The organism is Roseburia amylophila (assembly GCF_025567465.1).
GTDB classification, from domain to species: domain Bacteria; phylum Bacillota; class Clostridia; order Lachnospirales; family Lachnospiraceae; genus Roseburia_C; species Roseburia_C amylophila.
The window spans coordinates 79,706-105,461 of record NZ_JAOQKI010000010.1 but is presented as its reverse complement, the minus strand read 5'-3'; the positions used below and the strand labels follow the sequence as shown (position 1 = coordinate 105,461).

26 protein-coding genes are annotated in these 25,756 nt (G+C 41.4%); 2 read left to right on the top strand and 24 right to left on the bottom strand.

Annotated features, from left to right (window positions below; translation table 11 throughout):
- Positions 1 to 293: 293 nt before the first annotated feature.
- From lysS to OCV43_RS08390, 10 genes are all read right to left on the bottom strand, one after another.
- On the bottom strand, positions 294 to 2,222 hold the full coding sequence (gene lysS / locus OCV43_RS08435) for a lysine--tRNA ligase (RefSeq protein WP_262623839.1): 1,929 nt from the start codon (positions 2,220 to 2,222) through the stop codon (positions 294 to 296).
- A gap of 18 nt (positions 2,223 to 2,240) precedes the next feature.
- The gene (greA, locus tag OCV43_RS08430) at positions 2,241 to 2,720 is read right to left on the bottom strand and encodes a transcription elongation factor GreA (protein ID WP_022242894.1); all 480 of its coding nucleotides are present in this window, start codon (positions 2,718 to 2,720) and stop codon (positions 2,241 to 2,243) included.
- Positions 2,721 to 2,749: 29 nt separating this feature from the next.
- A complete protein-coding gene (locus OCV43_RS08425) occupies positions 2,750 to 3,379 on the bottom strand; it encodes a hypothetical protein (RefSeq protein ID WP_262623838.1) in 630 nt (209 codons plus the stop codon).
- Positions 3,376 to 4,350: a tRNA dihydrouridine synthase DusB gene (gene dusB, locus OCV43_RS08420; RefSeq protein WP_118088023.1), complete on the bottom strand. Its 975-nt coding sequence runs from the start codon at positions 4,348 to 4,350 to the stop codon at positions 3,376 to 3,378. The genes OCV43_RS08425 and dusB overlap by 4 nt, the downstream gene beginning before the upstream one ends.
- Positions 4,347 to 5,117, bottom strand: a complete 771-nt coding sequence (locus OCV43_RS08415) for a type III pantothenate kinase (protein WP_022242891.1) — start codon at positions 5,115 to 5,117, stop codon at positions 4,347 to 4,349. The genes dusB and OCV43_RS08415 overlap by 4 nt, the downstream gene beginning before the upstream one ends.
- 1 nt (position 5,118) lies before the next feature.
- Positions 5,119 to 5,466 carry a DUF6145 family protein gene (locus tag OCV43_RS08410; RefSeq protein WP_022242890.1) on the bottom strand — a complete coding sequence of 116 codons (348 nt, stop codon included), beginning with the start codon at positions 5,464 to 5,466 and terminating at the stop codon, positions 5,119 to 5,121.
- 93 nt (positions 5,467 to 5,559) lie between these two features.
- Complete coding sequence (locus OCV43_RS08405) at positions 5,560 to 6,537, bottom strand: biotin--[acetyl-CoA-carboxylase] ligase (protein WP_118088021.1); 978 nt, start codon at positions 6,535 to 6,537, stop codon at positions 5,560 to 5,562.
- Positions 6,538 to 6,543: 6 nt separating this feature from the next.
- Complete coding sequence (gene argF / locus OCV43_RS08400) at positions 6,544 to 7,533, bottom strand: ornithine carbamoyltransferase (RefSeq protein ID WP_262623837.1); 990 nt, start codon at positions 7,531 to 7,533, stop codon at positions 6,544 to 6,546.
- A gap of 100 nt (positions 7,534 to 7,633) precedes the next feature.
- Entirely contained in the window at positions 7,634 to 8,560 is a 927-nt protein-coding gene (locus tag OCV43_RS08395; protein WP_022242887.1) for an SPFH domain-containing protein, read from the bottom strand.
- A gap of 132 nt (positions 8,561 to 8,692) precedes the next feature.
- Positions 8,693 to 9,874: a cell wall hydrolase gene (locus OCV43_RS08390; protein ID WP_262623836.1), complete on the bottom strand. Its 1,182-nt coding sequence runs from the start codon at positions 9,872 to 9,874 to the stop codon at positions 8,693 to 8,695.
- 250 nt (positions 9,875 to 10,124) lie between these two features.
- On the opposite strand from OCV43_RS08390, the gene OCV43_RS08385 reads away from it, so the two are divergent.
- Entirely contained in the window at positions 10,125 to 11,909 is a 1,785-nt protein-coding gene (locus OCV43_RS08385; RefSeq protein WP_262623835.1) for a methyl-accepting chemotaxis protein, read from the top strand.
- Positions 11,910 to 12,028: 119 nt separating this feature from the next.
- Here the strand turns inward: OCV43_RS08385 and OCV43_RS08380 are convergent, their stop codons facing one another.
- The 3 genes from OCV43_RS08380 to OCV43_RS08370 form a co-directional block, all read right to left on the bottom strand.
- Complete coding sequence (locus OCV43_RS08380) at positions 12,029 to 13,375, bottom strand: glucose-6-phosphate isomerase (RefSeq protein ID WP_227709707.1); 1,347 nt, start codon at positions 13,373 to 13,375, stop codon at positions 12,029 to 12,031.
- Between the two features lie 93 nt (positions 13,376 to 13,468).
- Complete coding sequence (locus OCV43_RS08375) at positions 13,469 to 13,768, bottom strand: hypothetical protein (RefSeq protein WP_022242883.1); 300 nt, start codon at positions 13,766 to 13,768, stop codon at positions 13,469 to 13,471.
- Between the two features lie 119 nt (positions 13,769 to 13,887).
- A complete protein-coding gene (locus tag OCV43_RS08370; protein ID WP_262623834.1) occupies positions 13,888 to 15,291 on the bottom strand; it encodes a hypothetical protein in 1,404 nt (467 codons plus the stop codon).
- A 150-nt stretch (positions 15,292 to 15,441) separates the two neighbouring features.
- On the opposite strand from OCV43_RS08370, the gene OCV43_RS08365 reads away from it, so the two are divergent.
- A complete protein-coding gene (locus OCV43_RS08365; RefSeq protein WP_117947307.1) occupies positions 15,442 to 16,524 on the top strand; it encodes an undecaprenyldiphospho-muramoylpentapeptide beta-N-acetylglucosaminyltransferase in 1,083 nt (360 codons plus the stop codon).
- Between the two features lie 70 nt (positions 16,525 to 16,594).
- Here OCV43_RS08365 and OCV43_RS08360 read toward each other — a convergent pair whose 3' ends face one another.
- The 11 genes from OCV43_RS08360 to OCV43_RS08310 all read right to left on the bottom strand — a co-directional run bounded on the left by OCV43_RS08360 (position 16,595) and on the right by OCV43_RS08310 (position 25,654).
- Positions 16,595 to 17,014, bottom strand: a complete 420-nt coding sequence (locus OCV43_RS08360) for an HIT family protein (protein WP_118639414.1) — start codon at positions 17,012 to 17,014, stop codon at positions 16,595 to 16,597.
- A gap of 15 nt (positions 17,015 to 17,029) precedes the next feature.
- The gene (locus OCV43_RS08355; RefSeq protein WP_117698112.1) at positions 17,030 to 18,022 is read right to left on the bottom strand and encodes an SCP2 sterol-binding domain-containing protein; all 993 of its coding nucleotides are present in this window, start codon (positions 18,020 to 18,022) and stop codon (positions 17,030 to 17,032) included.
- Positions 18,023 to 18,101: 79 nt separating this feature from the next.
- Positions 18,102 to 19,202 (bottom strand): rhomboid family intramembrane serine protease, encoded by a 1,101-nt coding sequence (locus OCV43_RS08350; RefSeq protein WP_262623833.1) that lies wholly within the window; start codon positions 19,200 to 19,202, stop codon positions 18,102 to 18,104.
- A gap of 87 nt (positions 19,203 to 19,289) precedes the next feature.
- Positions 19,290 to 20,522: an FHA domain-containing protein gene (locus OCV43_RS08345; protein WP_262623832.1), complete on the bottom strand. Its 1,233-nt coding sequence runs from the start codon at positions 20,520 to 20,522 to the stop codon at positions 19,290 to 19,292.
- Positions 20,506 to 20,646: a hypothetical protein gene (locus OCV43_RS08340; protein WP_227700752.1), complete on the bottom strand. Its 141-nt coding sequence runs from the start codon at positions 20,644 to 20,646 to the stop codon at positions 20,506 to 20,508. Before OCV43_RS08340 ends, OCV43_RS08345 begins: the two co-directional genes overlap by 17 nt.
- A 59-nt stretch (positions 20,647 to 20,705) precedes the next feature.
- Positions 20,706 to 21,122: a prepilin peptidase gene (locus tag OCV43_RS08335; protein WP_262623831.1), complete on the bottom strand. Its 417-nt coding sequence runs from the start codon at positions 21,120 to 21,122 to the stop codon at positions 20,706 to 20,708.
- 93 nt (positions 21,123 to 21,215) lie between these two features.
- A complete protein-coding gene (locus OCV43_RS08330; protein ID WP_118177339.1) occupies positions 21,216 to 21,962 on the bottom strand; it encodes a TadE family protein in 747 nt (248 codons plus the stop codon).
- Between the two features lie 158 nt (positions 21,963 to 22,120).
- Positions 22,121 to 23,563 (bottom strand): DUF5702 domain-containing protein, encoded by a 1,443-nt coding sequence (locus OCV43_RS08325; protein ID WP_262623830.1) that lies wholly within the window; start codon positions 23,561 to 23,563, stop codon positions 22,121 to 22,123.
- A gap of 37 nt (positions 23,564 to 23,600) precedes the next feature.
- Positions 23,601 to 23,825, bottom strand: a complete 225-nt coding sequence (locus OCV43_RS08320) for a Flp1 family type IVb pilin (RefSeq protein WP_022242873.1) — start codon at positions 23,823 to 23,825, stop codon at positions 23,601 to 23,603.
- 96 nt (positions 23,826 to 23,921) lie between these two features.
- A complete protein-coding gene (locus OCV43_RS08315) occupies positions 23,922 to 25,145 on the bottom strand; it encodes a type II secretion system F family protein (protein WP_262623829.1) in 1,224 nt (407 codons plus the stop codon).
- Complete coding sequence (locus OCV43_RS08310) at positions 25,139 to 25,654, bottom strand: type II secretion system F family protein (RefSeq protein ID WP_022242871.1); 516 nt, start codon at positions 25,652 to 25,654, stop codon at positions 25,139 to 25,141. The genes OCV43_RS08315 and OCV43_RS08310 overlap by 7 nt, the downstream gene beginning before the upstream one ends.
- Between the last annotated feature and the right edge of the window lie 102 nt (positions 25,655 to 25,756).

The window sequence follows — 25,756 nt, the reverse complement described above, 5'->3', positions numbered from 1 at the left end:
TTAAACCGCCTTCAGCCCTTTATTTTCAAGGCTTGAAAGCGGTTTTCATCAACACATTTTGTCCTATAACTCCCGAATCATCAGACGCGCCACTGGCGCCTCTTTGATATGCAACGCAAAAAAGCACCTCTTAGATTAACTCTAAGAAGTGCTCTTACTTCATTGCCAAACCTGTGTCCTTTCACCTGAAATTCGTCATGCTTCATAACGATTCATTATTATCCCAAATTTTGTTGTCAAATTGTTGTCAAATGCGGTCTGACATCATGGTTTTAGACATTTAATATTTAATTTTAGTACAGCTTTGCACCAGCCGGAATGTGGTTATCAACCATCAGAAGATGAAGTTTTTCTTCGCCCTCTTCCTCATGAATTGCACTGAGAAGCATTCCACAAGATTCAATTCCCATCATGGCTCTCGGTGGCAGGTTGGTGATTGCAATTAAGGTCTTTCCAACCAGTTCTTCCGGCTCGTAATAAGCATGAATACCGCTTAAAATCGTACGATCTGTGCCTGTTCCGTCATCCAGAGTGAACTGTAACAGCTTCTTGGATTTCTTAACTGCTTCACATGCTTTTACCTTTACAGCTCTGAAATCAGACTTGCTGAAAGTATCGAAATCAACCATTTCTTCAAATAATGGCTCAACTTTTACTTTGGAAAAATCAATCTTCTCAACTGTTTTTTCAGCCTCTGCCGGAGCTGCTTCGGAAGTCTTGGAAGCTTTCTTGTCAGCGTCCAGTGACTTCATTGTCGGGAACAGCAATACGTCACGGATTGCCGGTGAATCTGTCAACAGCATAACCAGGCGGTCGATTCCATATCCGATTCCACCGGTAGGTGGCATACCGATTTCCAGTGCGTTCAAGAAATCTTCGTCGGTATGGTTTGCTTCCTCATCACCGGCTTCGAATGCGGCATCCTGTGCTGCAAAACGCTCACGCTGGTCAATCGGGTCATTTAACTCGGAATATGCATTACACATTTCCCATGTATTGATAAATAATTCAAAACGTTCTACCTTGGTTGGGTCAGACGGTTTCTTCTTGGTAAGCGGAGAAATTGCTACCGGATGATCCATGATAAAGGTCGGCTGAATCAGTTCTTTCTCACAGAATTCTTCGAAGAAGAGGTTGATGATATCACCCTTGGTATGACGCTCTTCGAATTCAATGTGATGTTCTCTTGCCAGCGCCTTTGCTGCTTCATCATCTGCTACGGTATCAAAATCGATGCCGGCATATTTCTTGATGGCATCATTCATGGTCAGACGCTCAAAAGGCTTTCCAAGGTCGATTTCAATGCCATTGTAAGTAATCTTTGTAGTGCCGCATACTTTTTCTGCAAGATAACGGAACATGCTCTCGGTAAGTTCCATCATGCCTTCATAATCGGTGTATGCCTGGTATAACTCCATCAATGTAAATTCCGGATTATGGCGGGTATCAACACCTTCGTTACGGAATACCCGTCCGATTTCGTAAACACGCTCCAAGCCACCAACAATCAGTCTCTTTAAGTATAACTCAAGAGAAATACGGAGTTTTACATCTTCATTTAATGCATTGTAATGTGTTTCAAACGGTCTTGCGGCTGCTCCACCTGCATTGGAAACCAGCATCGGAGTCTCAACTTCCATGAAGTCACGTCCAGCTAAGAAATTACGGATTTCCTTGATAATCTGGGAACGTTTGATGAAAGTCTGCTTGGATTCCTGATTCATGATAAGGTCTACATAACGCTGACGATATCTGGTATCGGTATCAGTAAGTCCGTGGAACTTCTCCGGTAAAATCTGTAAGCTCTTGGATAATAAAGTTACCTCAGATGCATGGATAGAGATTTCTCCGGTCTTGGTCTTAAATACTTTTCCTTTGATTCCTAAAATATCTCCGATATCATATTTCTTGAAATCTTTATAAGAATCTTCTCCGATTTCGTCTCTTGCGACATATGCCTGGATGCTTCCCTTTAAATCCTGTACATTACAGAAAGAAGCTTTTCCCATCACACGTTTGAACATCATACGACCTGCGATAGATACCTCTTTTCCCTCAAAAGCATCAAAGTCGTCTTTGATATCTGTGCTGTGGTTTGTTACATCATATTTGGTTATCTGGAACGGATCTTTTCCATTTTCCTGAAGTTCTTTTAACTTATCACGGCGCACCTTGATTAACTGGTTAATATCCTGTTCCTGTACGTTCTTCTGTTCCGCCATCTTTGTTCTCCTAATCTATTAGTTTGATCTGTGGATTCCTAATACTTTATATTTTAAGTTACCCATCTGGGTCTCAACTTCTACTACGTCACCAACGCCGGCACCGATTAATGCTTTACCAACCGGAGACTCGTTGGAAATCTTTCCCTTTAAGCTGTTTGCCTCTGTAGAACCAACAATTTTATATTCCAGTTCCTCATCGAATTCCATATCAAGGATTTTTACCTGACATCCGATGTTAATCTTGTCTAAATCAACTTCTTCTTCTACTACGACTTCTGCATTCTTTAAGATTTTCTCAATCTGTTCGATTCTTGCTTCGATATCACGCTGCTCATCTTTTGCTGCATCATACTCAGCGTTCTCAGATAAGTCTCCCTGCTCTCTTGCTTCTTTAATCTTCTGTGCAACTTCTTTTCTTCTGACCACTTTCAGATTCTGTAACTCGTCTTCCAGTTTCTGTAAACCCTGATAGGTCAAAATGTTTTTCTTATCCATGCTTATTAGCCCTTCCTTTTATAGATTTTCTATTCTGCATAAAATTCTCGCTCTAATCGATCTGAAACCGCTTCACAGCCTGTAAAACCGGTTCCCTTAACAATCATAATATTATACCCAATAGGTACTTCAATGTCAAGATTTGCCCGCTGATACCAGTTCCTTTTATAAATGGAAATATAGATACTTTTTTCCGATAGAAATTCTTCCCGGATTCTTCCGTCAGCTTCAAAATCCAGTATCAGTCTGCCCTCTTCCTGGCCGGTTCCCTTTTGCATTGCCTTTTTCTTCTTCTCAAGCACTTCTACAATCAGTCCCATCTCTTCATAAAGATAATCCATTTCCTTCCGGTGACATTCCGGCCGACCGGTGCAAAGCGTATATGCATTAAGTCCCGGATAAAGCTGTTGGAGCATATACTGTTCTTCCTCCTGTCTTAGATATGCGCCATCTTCCGCATCAATGACAAATAGCCGCATGTCCCGGTAGGAAATGCCTTTCTGCTCTAATACTGCTTCGATTATTTTCCGAAAAAATGCATTGCAGGGAAAATAAATTTCTTTTTCAATCAGGTCATCCTGATGGCTATTCCTGTTTTCTGATTGCAGATTGCTTTTATTCCTGCGTAAAAGACTTTTTAATTTTTTCCACCATTTCATGCTTCATTATATGATGCAAAGGTTTCTAATAATTCCTCCAGCTGTTCGTAAGTCTCCACTTCATTGAGCAGGCTTCGAAGCCTGGATGCATGCTTGTAGCCGCCGGTGTACCAGGCTGCGTGCTTACGCATTTCCCGCATTCCGGTAAATTCGCCCTTAAAGGCAATCTGCATCTTTGCATGACGCAGCACCATATCCACCATTTCTTTGGCGGATGGCTTCGGCAGTTCTTCCCCCGTTTCTAAGAAATGGTTAATCTGTGCAAATATCCATGGATTTCCCTGTGCTCCCCTTGCTATCATCAGCCCGTCACAGCCGGTTTCCTGCTGCATCCGATATGCATCCTGCGGTGTAAAAATATCACCGTTTCCGATGACCGGAATCTTTACTGCTTCTTTCACTTTCCGGATAATCTCCCAGTCCGCTTTGCCGGAATAATACTGTTCCCTGGTCCGTCCATGCACCGCAATGGCAGCTGCCCCGGACTCTTCCGCAATATGTGCCATCTCTACTGCATTGACATGGGCTTCATCAAAGCCCTTTCTGATTTTTACCGTCAGAGGCTTCTTTATGGCTTTCGCTGTCTTTTCGATGATTTCACCTGCCAGAATCGGATTTTTCATCAGTGCAGAGCCGTCACCATTATTGACTACCTTTGGCACCGGACATCCCATATTGATGTCAAGAATATCAAACGGTCGATGTTCGATACGCTTTGCCATCTCGCTCATAATTTCCGGGTCGGAGCCAAAAAGCTGCAGGGAAACCGGATGTTCCCGCTCATCAATGGCAAGGAGGCTCTCGGTATTCTTATTATTATAATAAATGCCTTTAGCACTGACCATTTCCATGCAGATAAGTCCTGCTCCCTGCTCTTTGCAAAGTACACGAAATGGCAGGTCTGTTACCCCTGCCATTGGTGCTAATATCAAATTATTATCAAGTGTTACATTTCCTATTGTCAGTTTCATCGTTTCTGTTTTGCGTAAATAAGACGCATTCCTTCTAATGTCAGTGTCGGATTGTAGTACTGAATATATTTTGTCTCATTTGCGATGATTTTACCCAGTCCGCCGGTTGCAACTACTTTTACATCCTTAAGTCCGGATTCTTTTATCATATTTTTTACAATATATTCTGTCTGTCCAATCTGTCCGAATATCAGTCCTGCCTGCATACTGCTGATGGTTTCTCTTGCAAGAATGGTAGACGGTTTCTTAATCTCGATTTCCGGAAGCTTCGCCGCATCTTCCCAGAGTGCCTTTGCAGAAATGCGGATTCCCGGTGAAGTTACTCCTGCGAAGAAATCTCCATTTCCATTGACGAAGTCATAGGTGGTTGCTGTACCATAGTCGATTACGACAACCGGTCCGCCATAAAGCTCATATGCACCTACAGCATCTACGATTCTGTCTGCACCAATCTGTGCCGGATTCTCGGATGTGATACGGATTCCTGTCTTCACGCCCGGCTCCACCACCATTGGCTGAATCCCAAAATATTTAATCATTCCACTGCAGAGGGAGTGCATCACATTTGGTACTACCGATGAAATGATGGCATCCTTGATTTCATTATGGGAAATCTCGTTATGCTCTAATAAATCAATGATTGTAATACCGTATTCATCAGAAGTTCTCTGCATTTTTGTTGTCATACGAAATGTTGTAACTAATTTTTCCTTATCAAACACCCCGATGGTAATGTTGGTATTTCCTACGTCAATTGCCAGTAACATATTAGTCCTCCTTATCCTCTGTGAATTCTTCTCCCAGGAAAAATACACGGTAATACATTTCAAGCGATTCAAAGAGCTCTGTCTTTTCCCGCTGCATCTGTTTGATTTTTAACACACTGCCGATTTCATCATAAAAGAAATCTCCATCCTCACATTCCGTCCGGAAATTAAGATTTCCCTCTTTGTCAAATATAAGCTGCAGTGTTCCTCCGATATCCTCTGTATACAGTACACAAAGAATATTCAAATCCTCTTTGATTCCCTCCGGAAGTCCGTTAAACAACGGATTCAGATAGAATTTCTTGGTATAAGCGCTGGAACCGCATAAAACGATTTCTTCCTGCTCCATATATTCATACTCCTTTTTTTATTTATGCCTTTTTTATATCTGGTAAATGTGGCTTTTCCTGTCTATCCTATAAACATCTATCTCTATGCATATCTATACATATCCATAAATCCCGCGGACAGATACTTCCCCGGAAGACACCAGTTTTCTTGCTTCCCAGGTATCCACGATTAATTCGCCCCGGTCGGTAATGCCCTGTGCCACTCCATCAAATGGCTCTTTCGGGTCTAACACTCTTACCTTCTGCCCTTTATTGGCAAGGCTTGCATCGTATTCCTTCCGCAGATCCCGTAAATCCTGATATGCCATAAACCGGTCATAATAATGCTCGAATTCTTCCCAGACAGCTTCTATTAATGCTGCACGGTTTACCCGTTTTCCACTTTGTAACAGAAGTGAGGTGGCATTCTGCGCAATTTCTTCCGGGAAACTTTCATTATTCACATTGATACCAATGCCTACCACAATATGGTTTACATAATCCATCTGTGCACTCATTTCCGTCAGGATTCCTACTACCTTCTTACCATTGATGACAATATCATTTGGCCACTTTATCTTTGCTTCCATACCGGTGCAGCGGGTAATGCCCTTTGCCACCGCCATAGCTGCCACCAGTGTCAGCATGGATGCATTGGAAGGATTCAGCTCCGGTTTTAAAATCAGTGTCATAAAGATTCCGGTTCCCGGCAGGGAACTCCAGCCTCTTCCACGTCTTCCTTTTCCGGCATCCTGCTGGTCTGCCACCACAAGGGTTCCATGCTCTGCACCCTCTTCTGCAAGACGGCTGGCTCTTACATTAGTAGAATCTGTTTCATCATAATAATAGATTTTTTTCCCAATCCAATCTGTTTTACGGATACTGCTCAATTCATTTTCGCTTAAGATATCCGGTGTGCCTACAATCCGGTAGCCCCGGTTCTGCACCGCTTCAATTTCATAGCCATCCTTTTTCAACTGATTGATTGCCTTCCACACTGCGGTTCTTGATACACCAAAGCGTTCACAAAGCTCCTGTCCGGAAACATAACCTTCCGCTTCCCGCAGTGCTGCAAGTATTTTTGCTTTCATAGGTTCCTATTCTCCTAAAGTTGCAAGCATAACTGCCTTAATCGTATGCATACGATTCTCTGCTTCATCAAATACGATGGATTTCTCACTTTCGAATACTTCATCGGTTACTTCCAGTTCGGAGTATCCGAATTTCTCATAGACATCCTGTCCAATCCTGGTCTTAAGGTCATGGAATGCCGGGAGACAATGCATAAACAATGCCTGCTCTCCTGCATTATCCATCAGCTTCTTATTTACCTGATATGGCATCAGGTCTGTAATACGCTCTTTCCATACCTCTTCCGGCTCACCCATGGATACCCACACATCAGTATAGACAATATCTGCACCCCTGGTTCCTTCCATGGCATCCTCTGTTAAGGTAATGGTTCCGCCTGTGCGGGATGCCACATCTTCACAATATGTAACCAGCTTTGGATCCGGGAAATACTTCTTATTAGTACAAGCCACAAAATGCATTCCCAGTTTTGCACAGGTTACCATCAGGGAATTTCCCATATTATAACGGGCATCTCCCATATATGCCAGCTTTACGCCCTTTAATCTGCCAAGATGCTCGCGGATGGTTAACATATCTGCTAACATCTGGGTCGGATGAAATTCATTGGTCAGTCCGTTCCATACCGGAACGCCTGCATATTTTGCCAGTTCTTCTACGATATCCTGTCCATAGCCACGATATTCGATTCCGTCAAACATACGTCCCAAAACTCTTGCGGTATCCGGAATGCTCTCTTTCTTTCCAATCTGGGAGCCTGACGGGTCAAGGTAAGTTACGTGCATGCCAAGATCATGGGCTGCCACTTCAAATGAGCAGCGGGTTCTGGTACTGGTTTTTTCAAAAATCAGGGCAATGTTTTTGCCAATCAGGCTGTCATGCAGAATACCCTGTTTCTTCTTTGCTTTCAGGTCTACTGCCAGATCTATCATATAGAGGATTTCTTCTGGTTCAAAATCCATCAATTTTAAGAAATTACGTCCTTTTAAATTCATTGCTTTTTCCTCTTTTCTTCTTACTCTTTGATACAAAACGGGCTGTCCTACATAGATGTGGCAGCCCGATTTCATTTTAGGTTTATGGTTTCCTTTTTAATTATTTATCTCCGGCAACCTCTGTAATTGATTTTACCAGTCCTGCAACGCCCTGTATCTCAGATGGAATGATAATCTTTGTTGCCTTTCCGTCCGCAGCCTTTGCAAAAGCTTCCAGGCTCTTAAGCTGTAATACAGCATCGTCCGGTGCTGCTTCTTTCAAGAAACGAAGTCCGTCTGCATTTGCCTGCTGAATCTTTAAGATTGCTTCTGCCTGACCTTCTGCTTCTTTTACGGTTGCTTCCTTCTGTGCCTCTGCACGTAAAATTGCGGCAGTCTTCTCTGCCTCTGCATCTAAGATTGCTGATTCTTTCTTACCTTCTGCTACAAGAATCGTAGATTTCTTCTCACCTTCTGCACGAAGAATTGCTTCACGTCTTTCACGCTCTGCCTTCATCTGTTTCTCCATGGCATCCTGAATTGCCTTTGGTGGGATGATATTCTTTAACTCTACACGGTTTACCTTGATTCCCCATGGGTCTGTTGCCACATCCAGGGAAGCTCTCATCTTGGTATTGATGGTCTCTCTTGAAGTAAGGGTCTCATCTAATTCCAGATCACCGATGATATTACGAAGTGTGGTTGCTGTCAGATTTTCGATTGCCATAATCGGATTTTCAACACCGTAAGCAAATAACTTCGGGTCTGTAATCTGAAAATATACAACGGTGTCAATCTGCATGGTTACATTATCTTTGGTAATTACCGGCTGTGGTGGGAAATCAACCACCTGCTCTTTTAAAAGAACTCTTTTTGCGATACGGTCAATAAACGGTGCTTTAAAATGAAGACCTACGCCCCAGGTTGCAAGATATCCGCCCAGACGCTCTACAACAACTGCATTTGCCTGCGGTACAATCTTGATACAGGATACAATAATTACCAGTACTAGTATTACTAAAATGATAAGTGCTATTAATCCTTCCATTTTTACCCTCCAAAACTTATATTTTGAATAACTATTCACATATTACTATACTTTTTCCAAGATTACAACAGGGTGCCAAAAACTTCTTTTGACACCCTGACTTTATACTCTCTTATATTTTCTTACATTTTCCTAGAAAAATACATGGTTTCCGATGACTACTCCTGCCTGACCGGAACTTGCACGGCGGAAGCTTAATGCCCCACCGGTATTATCTACACCGGATAATGCTTCCTGTGCTGCCTGTAAACAGCTTCCGCTGACACCGCTTGAAATAACAGATGCAACTTTTCCGTTTCCTGCTGGTGTAAACTGACCGCTCTGGTAAATTACATCATAAAGGCTGGATGGATATACACCACTTCTCAGACGGTTCATAACAACTGCTCCGACTGCCAGCTGGCCTTCATAACACTCACTGCCTGCTTCGCACTGGATTAATGCAGCAAGAAGTGTTACTTCATCACAGTTTGCTGCTACAGATGCATTCTGTGTTACCATGGTTGTTGTAGTCTGTGCAGCTTTCTTTGCTGCCTCTTCTGCAGCCTTCTCTTCCAATGCAGCTCTTTCTTCTTCCATGGAAACTGCTGATGCTACATTTAAGGATACGGTTACATAATCTGCAGATACAAATGCAGTGGAATTCTTTAAGCTGACTGCGACCCATCCTTCCGGAGATTCTGTCTGTGTATCAACTACAAGCTTATCTCCTTCTGATGCTGCCTTGATAACAGATGCATCCGGATTTGCTTCACTGCGGACACGAAGACCACCGGTGGTTACAGTTGCTACGGTGTCACATACGGTCTGTGCATAAGCATATGCATCCTGACCTGCCACACAATATTCGCTCTTTACATATCCGTCTACAGAACCGGATGTAATATGATACCAGCCATCTAATGTCTCTACGATATCAGCTGCTGCACCTTTATATAATTTTCCAATTACTTCAGACTCTCCATCTGCGGAGCTTCTTATATATAAGAAATCATCCACATCTGCCATAAGCTTACTATTCCATGCCTGCTGCTCCTCACTGAGCTGAGGCTCCTCTTCCTGTGCTTCTGCAACAACCACTACATCTGCACGTTCAATGGATGCCTGCTCGGTTGCCGCGTCTCCCAATGATGCCAATTCTTCTATAATGCCGGCGGAGCCATCTGCCTGTACATCTGCCACAGCTTTTGTTTCCTGCTGCGGTTCTGGTACATTTTCTACTGATGCTGTCTGCATAACTGCTGTGACTGCGGTTACAACGGTAAGCATCACTGCTATAATTGTGCTCTCAATCACTCTTTTTCTTAAATTCATTTTGACCTCCATAACATATACCCTGTTTTTCTTTTTTAAGGATTATTAACAAGTATATGTCATTTTATTCATTTTTATTACATTTATTACAAATTTGTTACATCATGGATTATAACAAAGTAATTTTTATTTGTCAAGTTTCTGTACTTTTTATCCAATTCATGGTATAATTTCCTAATAATAATTACGCAAAATCACAAGAAAAGATTTCGTCTTTTTTCGTAATGGTTATCAAGGAGGATGTATTTTTATGAAGGAACGTAAGCAAAAAGATTCTGCTTTGAAGCAGAATCCAGTAAAGGCTCCAAAGCCTGCAAAAGCACAGAAAGTGCCTAAGGAAAAGAAGGAGAAAAAGGCCGGACTTCACTCCATGCGCTTTAATGTTGTACAGTTAGTTCTGCTGAGTATTATCATCAGTGTTGCTTCTCTTCTGATTATGATTATACCGGTTGCTGATAATGCAATTTCCACTCTGGCAGAAAGCTATATGCGTGATGTCTGTGATACCTGCGGTTTAAATGTTGATGCTGCCCTGAACCGGAGCGGTAACATTATTTTAAATCAGGCATATCTTGAAACTCTGATCGGTGATGTCCGCATCAATGATCTGGATTCCAGTTACGCCTATGTGGTTGGTTCAGATGGAACCATGATTTATCATCCGGATGAAAGCAAAGTCGGACAACCTGTAGAAAATCCCGCAATTAAACAGGTGGTAGCTGATTTGGAAGCAGGTAAAGAACAGCAGGATGGTATGGCAATCTATGAATTCAGAGGTGCTGAAAAATATGCGGCTTACTATGTTACTTCCAATAAAGCAGCTATTTTGGTCATTACTGCTGACCGTGGAGATATTTTAAGTGCTAAGGATGCAATTTATGCCCGCGCCGGTGGTGCCGCTATTATTATCTTTATTGTACTGGGAATCATTTCTTTCCTTATTGCAAGTAAAATGACCCGTCCGATTGTAGAGATTACCAATGTTATCAAACGTTTCTCTTCCCTGAACTTTGCAGAAAGCCCGACTACTATCCGCATCAGCAAACGTAAGGATGAAACCGGGCAGATGGCAAGAGCTATCGGAGATTTACGTGAAAAGTTAGTTACAATTGTTTCACAGATTAAGTCCCAGAGTGAACTGCTTTACAATGCATCTACTGAACTGGATACCAATGCATCCCACACAACATCAACCGTGGGAAATGTTGAAACCGCAGTAAATGAAATTGCTACCGGAGCTACCAACCAGGCTTCCGAAACCCAGAAAGCTACCGATGATATCGTTAATATGGGTAACATGATTGAACATACCAACAGTCAGGTTGAAAATCTTACAAGCACTGCTAACCTGATGCGTGAATCCAGCGAGGAAGCTGCTGCCACCCTGAAAGAACTGGACAACATCAACCAGCAGGCAATTGCTTCTATTGATGTTATTTATGAACAGACCAATATAACTAATATCTCTGCCCTGAAGATTAAAGAGGCTACAACTTTGATTTCTTCCATCGCAGAAGAAACAAACCTGCTTTCCTTAAATGCTTCTATCGAAGCTGCCCGTGCCGGTGAGGCAGGACGTGGATTTGCCGTTGTTGCATCGCAGATTCAGAAACTGGCTGACCAGTCCAATGAATCTGCAAACCAGATTGACCAGATTATCCATGCTTTGATTGAAGATTCTGAAAAAGCAGTTAAGACCATGGATGAGGTTAAAACTATTATGAACCTGCAGAGCGAAAACGTACATAAGACCGGTCAGGTATTCGAACAGGTTCGTGATGGAATCAGTTCTTCTATCAGTGGCGTAGGCGAGATTGCCACCAGAACAACACAGCTTGATAAAGCCCGTGGAGATGTTGTGGATGTCGTACAGAATCTTACCGCAATTGCCCAGCAGAATGCAGCAAGTACCGAAGAAACTTCCGCTTCCGTTATGGAAGTCAGCAATGTTATGCAGGAAATCATGGAAAATGCAAATCGTCTGAAAGAGATTGCTTCCATCCTGGAAGAAAATATGAATTCATTTACTTTATAATATACAACAGAAAGAACTCCACCCGGCTGGATATTCCAATCGGATGGAGTTCTTTTTTGCTGTAATGCAAGGACTGATTCAAATTTAAATGATTTTATCTTATCCTGCTTCAGCAGTTTTTATAAACGTTTCATTAATGCTTCTCTTGCTTCTTCATAACCTGGTTTTCCAAGTAATGCGAACATGTTCTTCTTGTAGCTTTCTACACCTGGCTGGTTAAATGGATTTACTCCAAGCAGGTATCCGCTAACACCACATGCAAACTCGAAGAAGTAGAATAATTCTCCTAAGTAGAATTCGTTCTGCTCTGGAATCTTTACCATGAAGTTTGGAACCTGACCATCGGTATGTGCAAGAATGGTTCCGTTCATTGCACTCTTATTTACAAAGTCCATATCTTTTCCAGCAAGATAATTTAATCCGTCTAAGTCAACCGGTTCTTCCTGAATTGTAATATTGTGCTTCGGAGTCTCAACGTTCATAACAGTCTCAAACATAATTCTGGAACCATCCTGAATGAACTGTCCCATAGAATGTAAGTCTGTTGTTAAATCTACAGATGCCGGGAAGATACCCTTCTGGTCTTTTCCTTCACTCTCTCCAAATAACTGTTTCCACCATTCAGATACATAATGAAGACTTGGCTCGTAGTTGCAAAGAATTTCTACTGCTTTGCCTTTTCTTAATAAAATGTTACGAACTGCTGCATACTGTAATGCATCGTTCTCTGCGAAATCCTGCTCTAAAGCAAGTTTTCTTCCTTCTGCAGCCCCATCCATTAATTTCTGGATATCTGCACCACTTACTGCGATTGGAAGAAGTCCTACAGCGGTAAGTACAGAGAAACGTCCTCCGACATCATCCGGTACTACAAATGTCTCATATCCTTCTTCATCTGCAAGATGTTTTAATGCTCCCTTTGCTTTATCTGTGGTTGCATAAATTCTCTTTGCAGCTTCTTCTTTACCATATTTCTTCTCTAACTTCTCTTTGAAGATACGGAACGCGATTGCAGGCTCAGTTGTTGTTCCTGATTTAGAAATAATATTTACGGAGAAATCACGGTCTCCTACTACATCAAGCAGTCCCTGTAAGTAGCTTCCGCTGATGCTGTTTCCTGCATAATAAATCTCAGGAGTCTTACGAACATCCTTAGATACATTATTATAGAATCCATGTCTTAAGAATTCGATTGCGGCTCTTGCACCAAGGTAAGAACCACCGATTCCGATTACTACTAACACTTCAGAATCAGACTGAATCTTAGCTGCTGCTTTCTGAATTCTTGTGAACTCTTCCTTATCATAATCTACCGGAAGATCCAGCCAGCCCAAGAAATCATTTCCGGCTCCGTTTTTATCCAATAACTCTTTTTTTGCATTGTCTACAAGTTTGCTCATATAGCCAACTTCTTCTTCACTGATGAAGGAAGCTGCCTTTGAGTAATCAAATGTTACTTTACTCATTTCAAATTCACTCCTTTGTTTTTTCTATACACAATTCCCTAATTATGAATAAAATTTCATTAGAGTTTATTTTATCAAACCTATATGCATTTATCAAGGAAAAATTTCCTTCAAAACAGCATTAAATACCGCTTCTTCCTGCTGTTTTCTCTTCTTTTCAATAGAATCCCGCATCAGTTCTTCCTGTCTCGATACCAATGGCTCTTCTTTTCCACTGTCTTCAGTTAATATGACATTCAGATAATCTTCTACTTTTCCCTGTATCATTTGTAATCTGCGGTCTGTCCGGTTCACTTTAACCAGAACCTGCAGAATTATTATCATTTGTAAGAGCATTCCTGCCAGAATTATGTAATTTGCATATTCATACACCAAATTCATGAAAGCTCCCATTCTTATAACCTCTTTTCCTTTTTCTTTCTATTATAAAAAGGAACATTCCATTTGAAAAGAGGACAACGCCGTGTTTTCGCCGCATCTTTTTCCATTTTTCCCTTTGTTTCTGCAGTCTTCTACAAAAGCTGCTGATATTCTTCCCCATCCAACATATAGCCGGAAAGGCAGCAGCCATATTCTTCATTTACGCTGATAATCCGGTTATAGGACCCAGCCAGCAGAATATCTTTTAGTATCTTCGTATCCATTCGCTCATTGATATTTCCAACCCAATAACGGATACCTTCTCCTTCAAATTTCCACGGAAATTCCGGATTCCATTTTGACACATCTTCATTGCCGGGAATCGATACAATCCGTACCGTCTTTCCATAGCCCCGATAACGTTTTAAAATCTCTTCCATATTTTTGTGCATATCAATATTTCCCAAAAAAAGTACTCCCATTCGAAGGGTTCTGCTCTCCCTGGTAAACTGGTTCCGGAGCATTCCATAATCATTTCGCTGGATACATTTTAACATGCATACCGTTCTGCCGGCATCCAGATACGGAGAACAATGATTTTCTCTGCCAAAAGACTGTTCATACATGGCACCATTGATTTTACTTCCGCTTTCTTTTACCTGACCCGGACCTGCATACATAATAACTGCTGCATATGCTTCCAAACCGTAAGTCTTCTTATATGCCTCTAATAACCGTTGCATTCCCGCCTGATACTGTGTATTTTCCGGATGACGAAGTGCCCTGTCATAGCCTTCTTTCGTATAATATCTTCTGGTAAACTGATATAGTTCCATTACATCCATTCCATATGCAGAAAAATAAAATACCCACTTATTTTCAATGATGCATCCGGCCTTGACCACCGGAATGTATTCCCGTTCCATAATCTTTATCGTTTCTAAATCCTCTGCATCTGCCAGTTCGAAATAATTTCCTTTTCTGGCATTCTGCACTGCGTCCAGGGAACAGGGCGGACAATTTCCATATAATAAATAGACATTTTCCACCCCCATATTCTTTAATGCATGGTAAGGATGCCGGATGAGGCAGGAAAATTCTAATCGTTTTTCCGGTGACATTTCCGGCTCCAATATCCATTGTTCCGGTAATGTCTTCTCTTCCATATCCTGTTCCTCCGATATCCACTGCTCCACCAGCATCCGGTGAATCGGTGCTACATAAGGCATAATCACCGTCTGAATCGTCGTATTTTGCAATAGTGCATACAATATGCCAAGACAGTCCCTCGTATATTCTCCTACTACCACAAGATCTATCGGTGCCCCGGCCAGTCTTCTGATGGTTCTTTTGTCCAAGATACCGATGCCTGTTATATCATTTGTTCTGCTGTTGTCTTTGCTGCTTACACCGCCGTTTATGTTACTGTTCGTAGGATTTCCGGATAAGTATACATAATTCACACTGCAGTCATTCTCCTCATTATAGATACTGCCTGCCTGAATCATTCCATTTTCCACATTTTCAAATAAGTACCGATAATATAATGCTTTCATTTTCACATACCCCCCGCTTTATTTTCTGGTATTTTTACGATTGTATAAGGTTTTAAATAGAGTTGACTTTTTTTACCAAGAGTATAATATATTATTCAGCAAATCATTTTACATTATAAGTAATCTGATATTAAAGAAAGGATTCTTTTCATGAAAAAAATCGTTTTAACAGGCGGTGGTACCGCCGGTCATGTAACTCCAAACATTGCTCTTTTTCCTGCTTTAAAAGAGGCTGGTTATGAAATCTCTTATATCGGTTCCTATGCCGGCATGGAAAAACAGTTAATTGAAGAACAGAACATTCCTTATTATGGAATTTCCTCAGGAAAACTCCGTCGTTATAAGGATCTCCGTAATCTCACAGATCCATTCCGTGTGATCAAAGGCTACGCACAGTCTGTATCTCTTTTAAGAAAAATCAAACCGGACGTTGTCTTTTCGAAAGGTGGATTCGTTTCCGTTCCTGTCGTTCTCGCAGCGAAACGCCTCCGTATTCCTGCTATTATTCATGAATCCGATATGACACCTGGTCTTGCTAATAAAATTGCAATTCCAGCCGCCTGCAAGGTCTGCTGTAATTTCCCGGAAACTGTAGACTATCTTCCAAAGGATAAGGCAGTTCTTACCGGTTCTCCAATCCGCCAGGAACTTTTAAGCGGCGACAAAGAACAGGCTGCCAGACTTTGTGGTTTTACCATGGATAAACCGGTTATCTTAGTAGTCGGTGGAAGCAGCGGTTCCAAATTTATTAATGATGCGGTACGTGGTCTCTTAGATGACCTGCTTGCCAACTATCAGATTATCCATCTCTGTGGGAAAGGAAATATAGATAAATTATATAACAACCGTTCCGGCTATGTCCAGTTTGAATATGCCGGGAAAGAACTTCGGGATATGTTTGCTTTAAGCTCTCTTGTCATTTCCCGTGCCGGTGCAAATGCAATCTGTGAATTGCTTGCTCTTCACAAGCCAAATATTCTGATTCCACTGTCTGCTGCTGCAAGCCGTGGTGACCAGATTTTAAATGCCCGCTCTTTTGAAAAACAAGGGTATAGCTATGTAATTGAAGAAGAGAATCTGACCAAAGAAACCTTAGATGCTGCCATTAAGAAAGTCATGACAGAAAAGGAGACTTATATTTCTAATATGAAGTCCAGCCAGCAGTTAGATTCTATTCATACCATTCTTAAGCTCATTGAAGAAGCCAGTGAGAAAAAGAAGAAGAAAGCATAAGTGCAAAAGGTGTAAAGTCCTGATTCTATATAAGACTTTACACCTTTATTTTTATTTTTATTTTTTCTTTTTATTTTACTTTTATCATATCCAGAATTTCTTTCATTTCATCATCAGAAAGCTCTAATGGAGTATATTTTAAAATATCATCATTCTTGTCTTCCTTGTATCTTGGAATCAGATGCATATGGAAATGAAATACTGTCTGTCCTGCAGTCTCTTCATTGTTCTGAAGTAAATTAAATCCATCACAGTTTAATTTTTCTTTCATATGAACTGCCATTTTCTTAGCAAGCTTCATTGCTTTTGCTGCTACTTCCTCATCCATTTCATAAAGATTTGCAAAGTGGTCTTTGGGAATAATTAAGGAATGTCCCTTTGTTGCAGGATTGGCATCCATAATGACACGGAATGTATCATCCTCATATACGGTATTTGTCGGAATATCGCCTGCTGCCAGTTTACAAAAAATACAATTATCGTCTTTCATGGTTACTCCTTCTTTCTATTCAAAAATGAAAATCTGATCTAAGGTACGCAGTGTCTTAAAGTTTCCTTTTGCAGTCATCTCACCGGTCATAAATGCTCTCTGGAATGTCATTCTGCCAGCTAAAATATTATTCATGACTTCTCCCGTAAGTTTCGCATATACATCTACATTTTCCTGTTGTCCATAATAGCAGTTTAACTCTTCTCCTGCTACTTCGACTACCAATGGTTTCTTTTTCTCTTCAATCATAAAGAGATAGTTCGCCGTGAAATCCCCCTGTGGCACAAAATGGCTTTCTAATTCTGTAATATATTCTGTCTGCGTGTCATTCTGCTGTACACTTAACTTATCCTTAAACATGGACGCTAATTCTTCAATATCTTCTTTCTGTTTCTTTACGTAAGAATCATCTGCCACGTACTGTGATAACTGCTCACTCTCCTGTGGTGTTAAATCCATCTGCTGTGTCCGCAGGATGGTTCTGGTTACCGCCTGATTAGAAGTCGGCAGACTCTTCTGTTTCTGAGAAATTGTACGATAAAGATTTTCTGCTTTTTTCTCAATAATCAGGGAATAGTCATGATTCATTTCAAAACTTACCAGATCATCTACATAGCCACACATTCCACTGCACGGCAGACCTCCTAAAATTTCCCATGCATTGGACAATGTCAGTTCCCCTTCACGTTCTCCATACGTGGTTGACATAACGATTGGCTGCATATAGGTTGTCTTAATCTTTTCCTTGTCTCCGTAAAGCCAGCAGGAATCCAAAAACTGCTGCATATAACCACCGATTCCAAGCCACTCTACTGTCGTTGCCAGAATGATTCCATCTGCATCCTTTAAGGTCTGCGGCAACGTAGAGATGCTATTCTTGTGCTCGTATATATTATATCGTTCCACACTGACACGAAGCTCTTTTAAAACTTCTTCCATTTTCCCGATTACATATAAAGTAGGATCATCCAGAAGTCCTCTACCACCGTAATATATATTTACTTTCATTTCTGCCTCCGTATCTTAAGTTTTTCATCTTACTTCATTCAATCATATATCAACAGTATATAAATTTTCCGGAATAAAATCAATCCTTTCTGCGATATAGAAGCAGTGACAGGAAAAATCCGCTAATCAGTCCGCCTACATGACACCAGTTGTCCACTCCGGTACTGGTAAATCCATAATATAGGCTCAATGCAATCATAATTACAATTCCTCTGATATTCAGTTCTTCTACCCTTCCTCTGTTGGCAATTATTACCCAGAGTAAAGCTCCAAATACACCAAAAATGGCACCTGAGGCACCTGCTGACACCGTCAGGGTTCCTTTGCCCTGTGTTACCAGAAGTGAAAGCAGATTACCGCACAATCCTGCGCCAAAATAAATGATAAGATAGCGCCACTTTCCTATCAGACGTTCCAGTCTGTCTCCAGTCCAGAATAATACAATCATATTATTTGCAAGATGTGCCAGTCCAAAATGTAAAAATATGGCCGTAAACAGTCTCCACCATTCTCCCTGTCCAAATACATCCGGCAGAAATACTGCTCCATGTTGTTCCATAAAAGCTGCAGATTCCGTATCGCCAAGTGCGCTCAATGACAGAAATACTATGATATTTATCAAAACAATGCCGGCGTTACACCAGGACGGATACTGTTTTATCCTCTGCCACAAAGTAAGACCTCGCTTCTCTTCTGTTCTACGGTAATTGTCCATCTGTGCATACCCCTGTGAAGCATAACCTCTTTGCCTCCCACCACCGGATATCTGTTCCTGTAATGTATCTCTTAATCCATAGAAATCTCCCGGCTGGTTTTCAAAAATCATAAGCTGCCCTGTCTGCTCATTAATAAGCCAGACATTCCGACAGCTGCCACCGAGCATACGTGCCTGTCCTATATCATCTGCAACCAGTAACGTTAGTAACTCCACCTGATAGATTGCCATATTCTGTTCACAGCCCGGAATCCTTCCTTCCGGATGAAGAAACAGCTCCTGCAGTTTTTTCTGAATTGCCTGCAATTTTTCTGTTTCCAGTACAAATCCCGGATGCATAAAGATTCCAGCAACCACCTGTGCCCTTCCTTCTGTAAATCTATAGTATACCCCAACCTCTTCCGGCGACACTTTGATAAAGGAATATCCCCGCTCTTTTAAACATGCATCTATTTTCTGAATCAATATAACTTATCCTTCTTCCAGTCTTTTATGAATCTGACAATAACACTTTCAAAAGGCACTGTCAACGAAGGAAATATAACCTTTTTCTTAAAGAAATGTAAACCGCTCACGTCCCAGCTGAATCACATCATTCATGCATAACTGCTCCTTCTCCCGATATGCCAGCATTTTCCCATTGAGCCATGTTCCGTTCATGGAATTTAAATCTTCCACATAATAATCCTCTTTCTCTCTGGTAATGCGGGCATGCATGCGGCTGACTCCCTGTATACATACATTTCCATCTGCCTGCTCACTGCTACCTATGATAAAAGGGAAATACTCCATCCGGATATTCGAAATATCCTCTTTTCCATCATAACGCAGAACTCCTTCCGGAGCCCGCTCCGTTCCAAGATAAACGGTAGGATTTTCCTCCTGCATTTCTTTGTAATCCATAGGTGTACACACGATTGGTTCTTCCTCCTTCTCATGATTTATCTTCCCTGTTAAGAATGCCGGAATCCGGCTGATTGCAGCAATGCATTCCTGCAATTTTTCTTCCATTGCCATATTCCAGCCACGGCTTTGAGTATCCTTCTTATAATATTCATCATCCTTTTCAATTGTATCTATCTCATATTTTTTCCAATACCCCTTCTTTTTCTTTGTAATTGGCTTTTCTTCCACAGCTGCATCTTTCTTTTCCTGCTCCCATGGCATAATGCCCTTCTGCAATGCCTCTACCTTTTTAGACGAAACAGATTTCTGTCGGGCCGGTACATAATCCTCTACATCCTGCTGCCGGTACTGATATAATATCCTTAGGATTTCACCCAAAGAAAATCCTTCTTCTGTTGATTTCTGATATGCCTCATAAGATGCAAGAACCATCTGTTCATCTTCATGATTAATCTTTGCCAGAAGATACTCCATCAGCTTTCGGAATCCTTCTGTAACAGGTTCCTGTCTGCCGGGGCAATAGGTGAAGTAGAACTTCTTGGTTCCATTCTCAAGATAAATACTCTCCGGTTCTAATAGAATCCCCTCTTCCTCCAAAAGATATGGCCGGATTTCCTGACAGATTCCCAGTAAAGTTTCTAACATTTTTGCAAACATATCTATGGCAAAATCACTACTCTCCAAAACATGGTCCAAAGAACGTTTTCCGGTAATTTCATATCGAAACTGTGTCTCCCCTTCTGAAACTACCGGTTCAAACTGCAATAAATTATGAATATGATTCTGCCGACACATATGAATCTGATATCCGGAATACGCGGGATCTGATGTAATAAACATATAACTCTGATTCAGATTTCTCTTATAACATATCTCCAATATAAATTTCCTCCATACATTCTATCTTGTTCTTGCTGCTTTCTTCTGCTGCCAGCTTTACCCTGTCATGCAGTTCGTAACTGACTACAATCAGGGTACAGAATATTGCCAATATCATTGGCACTATAACTGCCGCCTCTATGGTATAAGAAGCCGGCAGATAACATTTCTTTTTCCACTGTCTTATAAAATCAACAGAATGAGATATGCTGCCAGCAGAAACGGAATAAAAGGAATGGTGTCTTTTCGTCTTTTTCTGTGCATGAACAGCAATACCAGTGCATACAGAGAGGACAGGAAAAGTCCCGTCAGAAGCAGACGCATGGTATTGATTCCTCCAATGTAAATTCCCGCTACACAAAGTACCAGTCCATCGCCAATTCCAATAATTCCACCAGACACCAGTGACAGAATAATAACTGCTGCCCCGACGGCAATCCCTCCTAACATGCTGTATAATGACTGGTTTCTCTGCCAGAGATGCAGTAAAATTCCACCAATGCCAAAACACAATACTCTTATGCTTTGTATTTCTTTTTTTCGGATATCTTCGATGGAACATATCCCCAACATTCCAAGTACAGAACATATCGTCACCATCCCCTTATCTCCTTGTTATTCGTTATTTTCTATCTACTACTTACTGCTTATAACCTGCTATCTGCCGTTTCCTTATCTGATACATTTATTCCCTCAGGAAGCTTTTCTCTTTTCACATTTTCCACAGGATGAATGATTTCCCGCTTCTTCCAGCAAAATACGGTATACGGTACGCTTTAACCCACTACAGGAAAGACTATTGTGCACTGCCTCTCCATATTCTGTTACAAATACTGTTTTGGTATCTTTCTTTCCTATGCGGCATTTTTCGCAATCTTTATATTTTGCCCCGGAATCATTCCGTAATCCGGATACCGTCTCTTCCGGCACTGCCAGAATGCTCAAATCCAAATAGGTACAGTCCGAAAACCAGTGATAGGATTTCCCTGTCTCTGTAATATAGACATAAGTTCCATCTTCATTTCCACTGCCTGTATAACCAATCCATTTATGCACTTTTGCCCGCTGATCCATGTCATAAGAAAATAGTCCCAATAACTGCAATGGATTTTCAATCCGATAAGATACACATAAATCAATATCATTTCCCATTAATTCAGAACGCCAAAAAGAGAACCCCTTTTCTTCCCCTTCCACATAAATTACCGGTGCTTTCAGTTCTTCTAATTTTCTTTGAAACAGGATTTTTGCTTCTGCAATTGGCACAACAGATTCCAGCCCGCTTTCATGTGTCATATGTGCATGAATGGCACTTTTTCTGGCGGCATATTGCAAGGCATATTCCACATCCTGCTGTAATTCCAATACCCGGAAAAGAAAGATTACCGATAGTATACAGATTACAAACAGTGGCAATGCGATAGCTGCTTCTATTGTCATAGACGCCGTTGTGGAGGCACATAAAGGTGTCTCTTTTCTGTTTGTAGAATTGCTATACAATAGATTTGTATTATCTGGGTTAGAGAGAGTTTTTTTATATTGATTTTTTATTTGAATTCTGAGAAGAGACACCTTTATGCACCCCCTTTCTTCTTTTGTTAATAAACATAGGAAAATGAATTTTTTTCCTGAAAACGATAATCTCCTTTGAAGCTTTCGCCACTTCCAAACCACCCGAAGAACAATGGTTTTGACAGATAACTGCACTGTATTTCCATACTACCAATCATGCAGTCCATCCGAAAATTCTCCCGGTCCGGCAGCCGCCTGATATTCTGCTCCATCAGATTCATTGCCCGATAGGTAAGTTTCTCCTGTCCGGTAAGATATAATAAAATTCTTAAATAATCCCCATAACTTAAACCACTTTCACTGGTCTTACTTTCCTCTTCTTTTGCAAAGGATTCCGACAATGCTCCAACGTCTAATGTCCACTCGGCATTTCCTTTTAAAAAAGGAACCTCGCCACCCTTTAAAAGCGTTTTTACATCTTTTATGCTTTCTGAAAATGCCCATGCCACAAGAATTCCTTCTTCTACCACCTTGACTACCGCCGGATTAGCTGTCCAGCCCGCAGTTACAAGTGCTATGGTATTCGCCAGTGCCGTTTTCTCGGCATCCCCTTTCAAATAAATATAGTTTGCCACCTCACGAATCGCCAGCATGCGTTCTGCAACGCCAGCAAGGTTTGCCACATCAGAATCTTTCCCTGCAATGAGATATTCCATCTCATATTGCAACACTTCCGACTCACTCTGATTTCGGTAATCACTAAACTGCTTCAATAAATATTCCCGGAAGAAAAGTCCCGTTGTCATATCCTCCTGCTGTACCTGCCCATTTCCTGTAAAACAGGTTCTCTTTGCAATATCATCGGATAAATCAATGGTCTGTGTCGATACCGCTGATACATCTTCTACCACCAGTGACAGGATACTTTTATTCTTAAGTTCTTTTACATAATCCAGTGGATTCTCATTCTTCTGATTTGCGGCATTCCGTTTTGTGTTTCTTTCCAGCCCACTCTGTGTATCGGTCTCCTGAATAGCAGCTTCGAACTTCTTCTCGATGTCTTTATTGTCTTCCGTCAGTTCCTTTGCTTCTGTTGCCTTTTCATATAATTTTTCAATGGCCGCAATTCCCATGGTACGCTTTACATAATCTGCTGCCTGCCTTCGAAATTCAGCTCCCGCATCATCGGTTGCCATCGTATAATTCGTAATATAGCAGTTTTCTAACTGCATCTCATAAAGATTGGTATATGACATTTTTAAGAATCCCGGCTTCGCCCTAAGGTTCTCTTCTCCAAGTTCCTGCAATGACTGTTCCAGACTGCTAAGTTCCGGCTCTCCTTTCCTGCCTGCCTCCAGAAAATAGAGATGATACTGCTCAAGAAGTGCGGTATCATACTCTGCCATTTTGGATTCCAGCAAAAGCTCCGTTTCCATTTTGCTCTGCGCCTCTAATCCATAGAGGCGTGCAGATTCCAGCAGAGTAAATACCAGACTTAAAATCATCGTCAATGCAAGGCTTAAAAACAATGTAATACTCCCTTTTTCCCTTGCTCTTTCCATTTTTCTACAAAGAACCGGTCCGCTGGGTAATTGTCGAAAAAATACTGTTTAAAAGAACCGTCAGTTTTGATTTAAAAATAACAATCAGTCCAATCAGAACCACCAGAATCAGAACCACTTCCACAACACCTACTCCATCTTCCTCTTTTAAAAACCGGGTCAGACTTCCTTTTATTCTTTTTACAACGTTCATTGGATTTGTCCGTTTTACATTTACTACACCTTTCATGTTCTTTCCTCCTTTATTTACCTATTGTTTTAGTTACCTGTTATCTGCTTACAGCCGAAGCCTGCCACCGACAGCTTCTTACAGCTGCCTGGTAACTTATATGTGCATGGTCATACATGCAGGCACAACAAGAATGACCATAATCACCACCATCATCATTAGCATGGGAAACAATAATTTTGTTCCTGCTTCCTCTCCCAGTCGCTGCGCCATAGTCTTTCGCTGGGAAAATGCATCCTCTGATTCTTTTGCAAGAATTCTGCCGATTCCTACCGTTCCCTTCTTGAGATTCTGTGTCAGAATAGATGCAAACCTGCGATAGGATGCCAGCCCGCATCGTTCTCCAAACCGCTCATATGCCAGGCTTTCCCCCATTCCATCCTCTAACTCTCTTCTGGTAAGCAGCATTTCCTCGTAACCGGCACGTTTTGGTAGTCTTTGCTTCTTCCGTTTACTCTCATATGTATCTGTCAGCTTCTTCCACGCCTGACGCAATGACATACCGGCTTCTAATAATAATCCCAATCGACTAACCATTTCCGGATAATCTTTTACCAATTCCTCTTCCCAACGTTTTTTTGCATCCTGCTGTTCCTTTTTCCCACTCCATAGAATCACTACTGCTGCAAATATCCCAAGGAAGAGAAAAATAACCAACGGCTTCTCGGTTTCTTCTTCCCAGCGAAGTGCTACACCATCCATATTCTGTGGCAGCTCCACTTCTTTTTCTTCTGCATTTTGATTATAAAGATATTGTTCTATCTTTTTCCCCAGATTGGTTTCATTCTGGTTTTCTGAAGGATAAAGACAGATGGGAAAGGAATACTCTGCCTGATTTTTTCCATTCGACAAAATTGCGGTAGCATTCACCACCTGCCCCGGCAAAAGATTTTCTTTCTCTATATTTCCCTGTAAATCAATCCAGATATCCGGTTCTAACTTCCATTCCACAGAAATGAGACCATTTTTAACACATTCGCATAAAACCACCTGTCCACTGACATGGTCTGCCTGCTTCCCGTTTCGAAATACTTCTTCTACTTCTTTTTCTGCCTTCGGCAATATCTCTTTCCATTCCGCTGCTGTTAAAGTGCGTTCCTGCAGATTTAATACAATCTGCCCTTTTTCCCCGCTATCTTCTTCTATATAATTTAAGGATTCCTGATAGTCTCCTTCCCCCGGTTCATTTCTTATTAAACGGTTCTCCTTAAAATGAGATTCCTGTTTTTGCATCCACTCCGCTGCAATTCCCAGTAAAACTGCTGCCAGAAGTACCAGAATTGCCAGCTTTTTCTTTTGCTTCTTCATTTGCTTTAACATATACTTTCTCCAATACGTCTTACGATTTTCTCTGACCAAAGATATGCCAGTCCATAGAGAATAAGACACCCTGTCATAATCAGCACCCCCGCCACATTCCCATACAATGCTTCCAAAAAACTTCCCGATGTCACATTGACAAATGCCAGTATAAATAAGGGAATTACATTCATTACCTTCTGTTCCATCTTCCTTGCTGTCAATGCTGTCTCTATGGTTTCCTGCAATTCCATCCGGTCTGCCATCTGCCGAACTGTATTTCCCATAATTGCAGTAAAATCCCCGCCGCTCCGCTTGGCATAAGAAAAAATTCCCGCAAACTGCTCTACATCCTCTATCCGGCTCCGCTCTGCAAAATCCTCTAACAGCTGCTCCAATGGCACATTACAGTCCATCTGGTGTATCATCTGGCGCATTTCCACCGCCATATCACTTTCCATGCCATACTGCTGTATCACATCTTTTTTTGCTTCCCGCCACGCATTTTCAATGGAATAGCCTGCCCGCATTGCTCCTGCTGCCGATAGCAGTGCATCCTTAAACTGAAGCTTTAAATCATTCTGGCGCTGTATCTTAGCAGAATTCCTTTTGTTTCGAAGAAATACTGGACA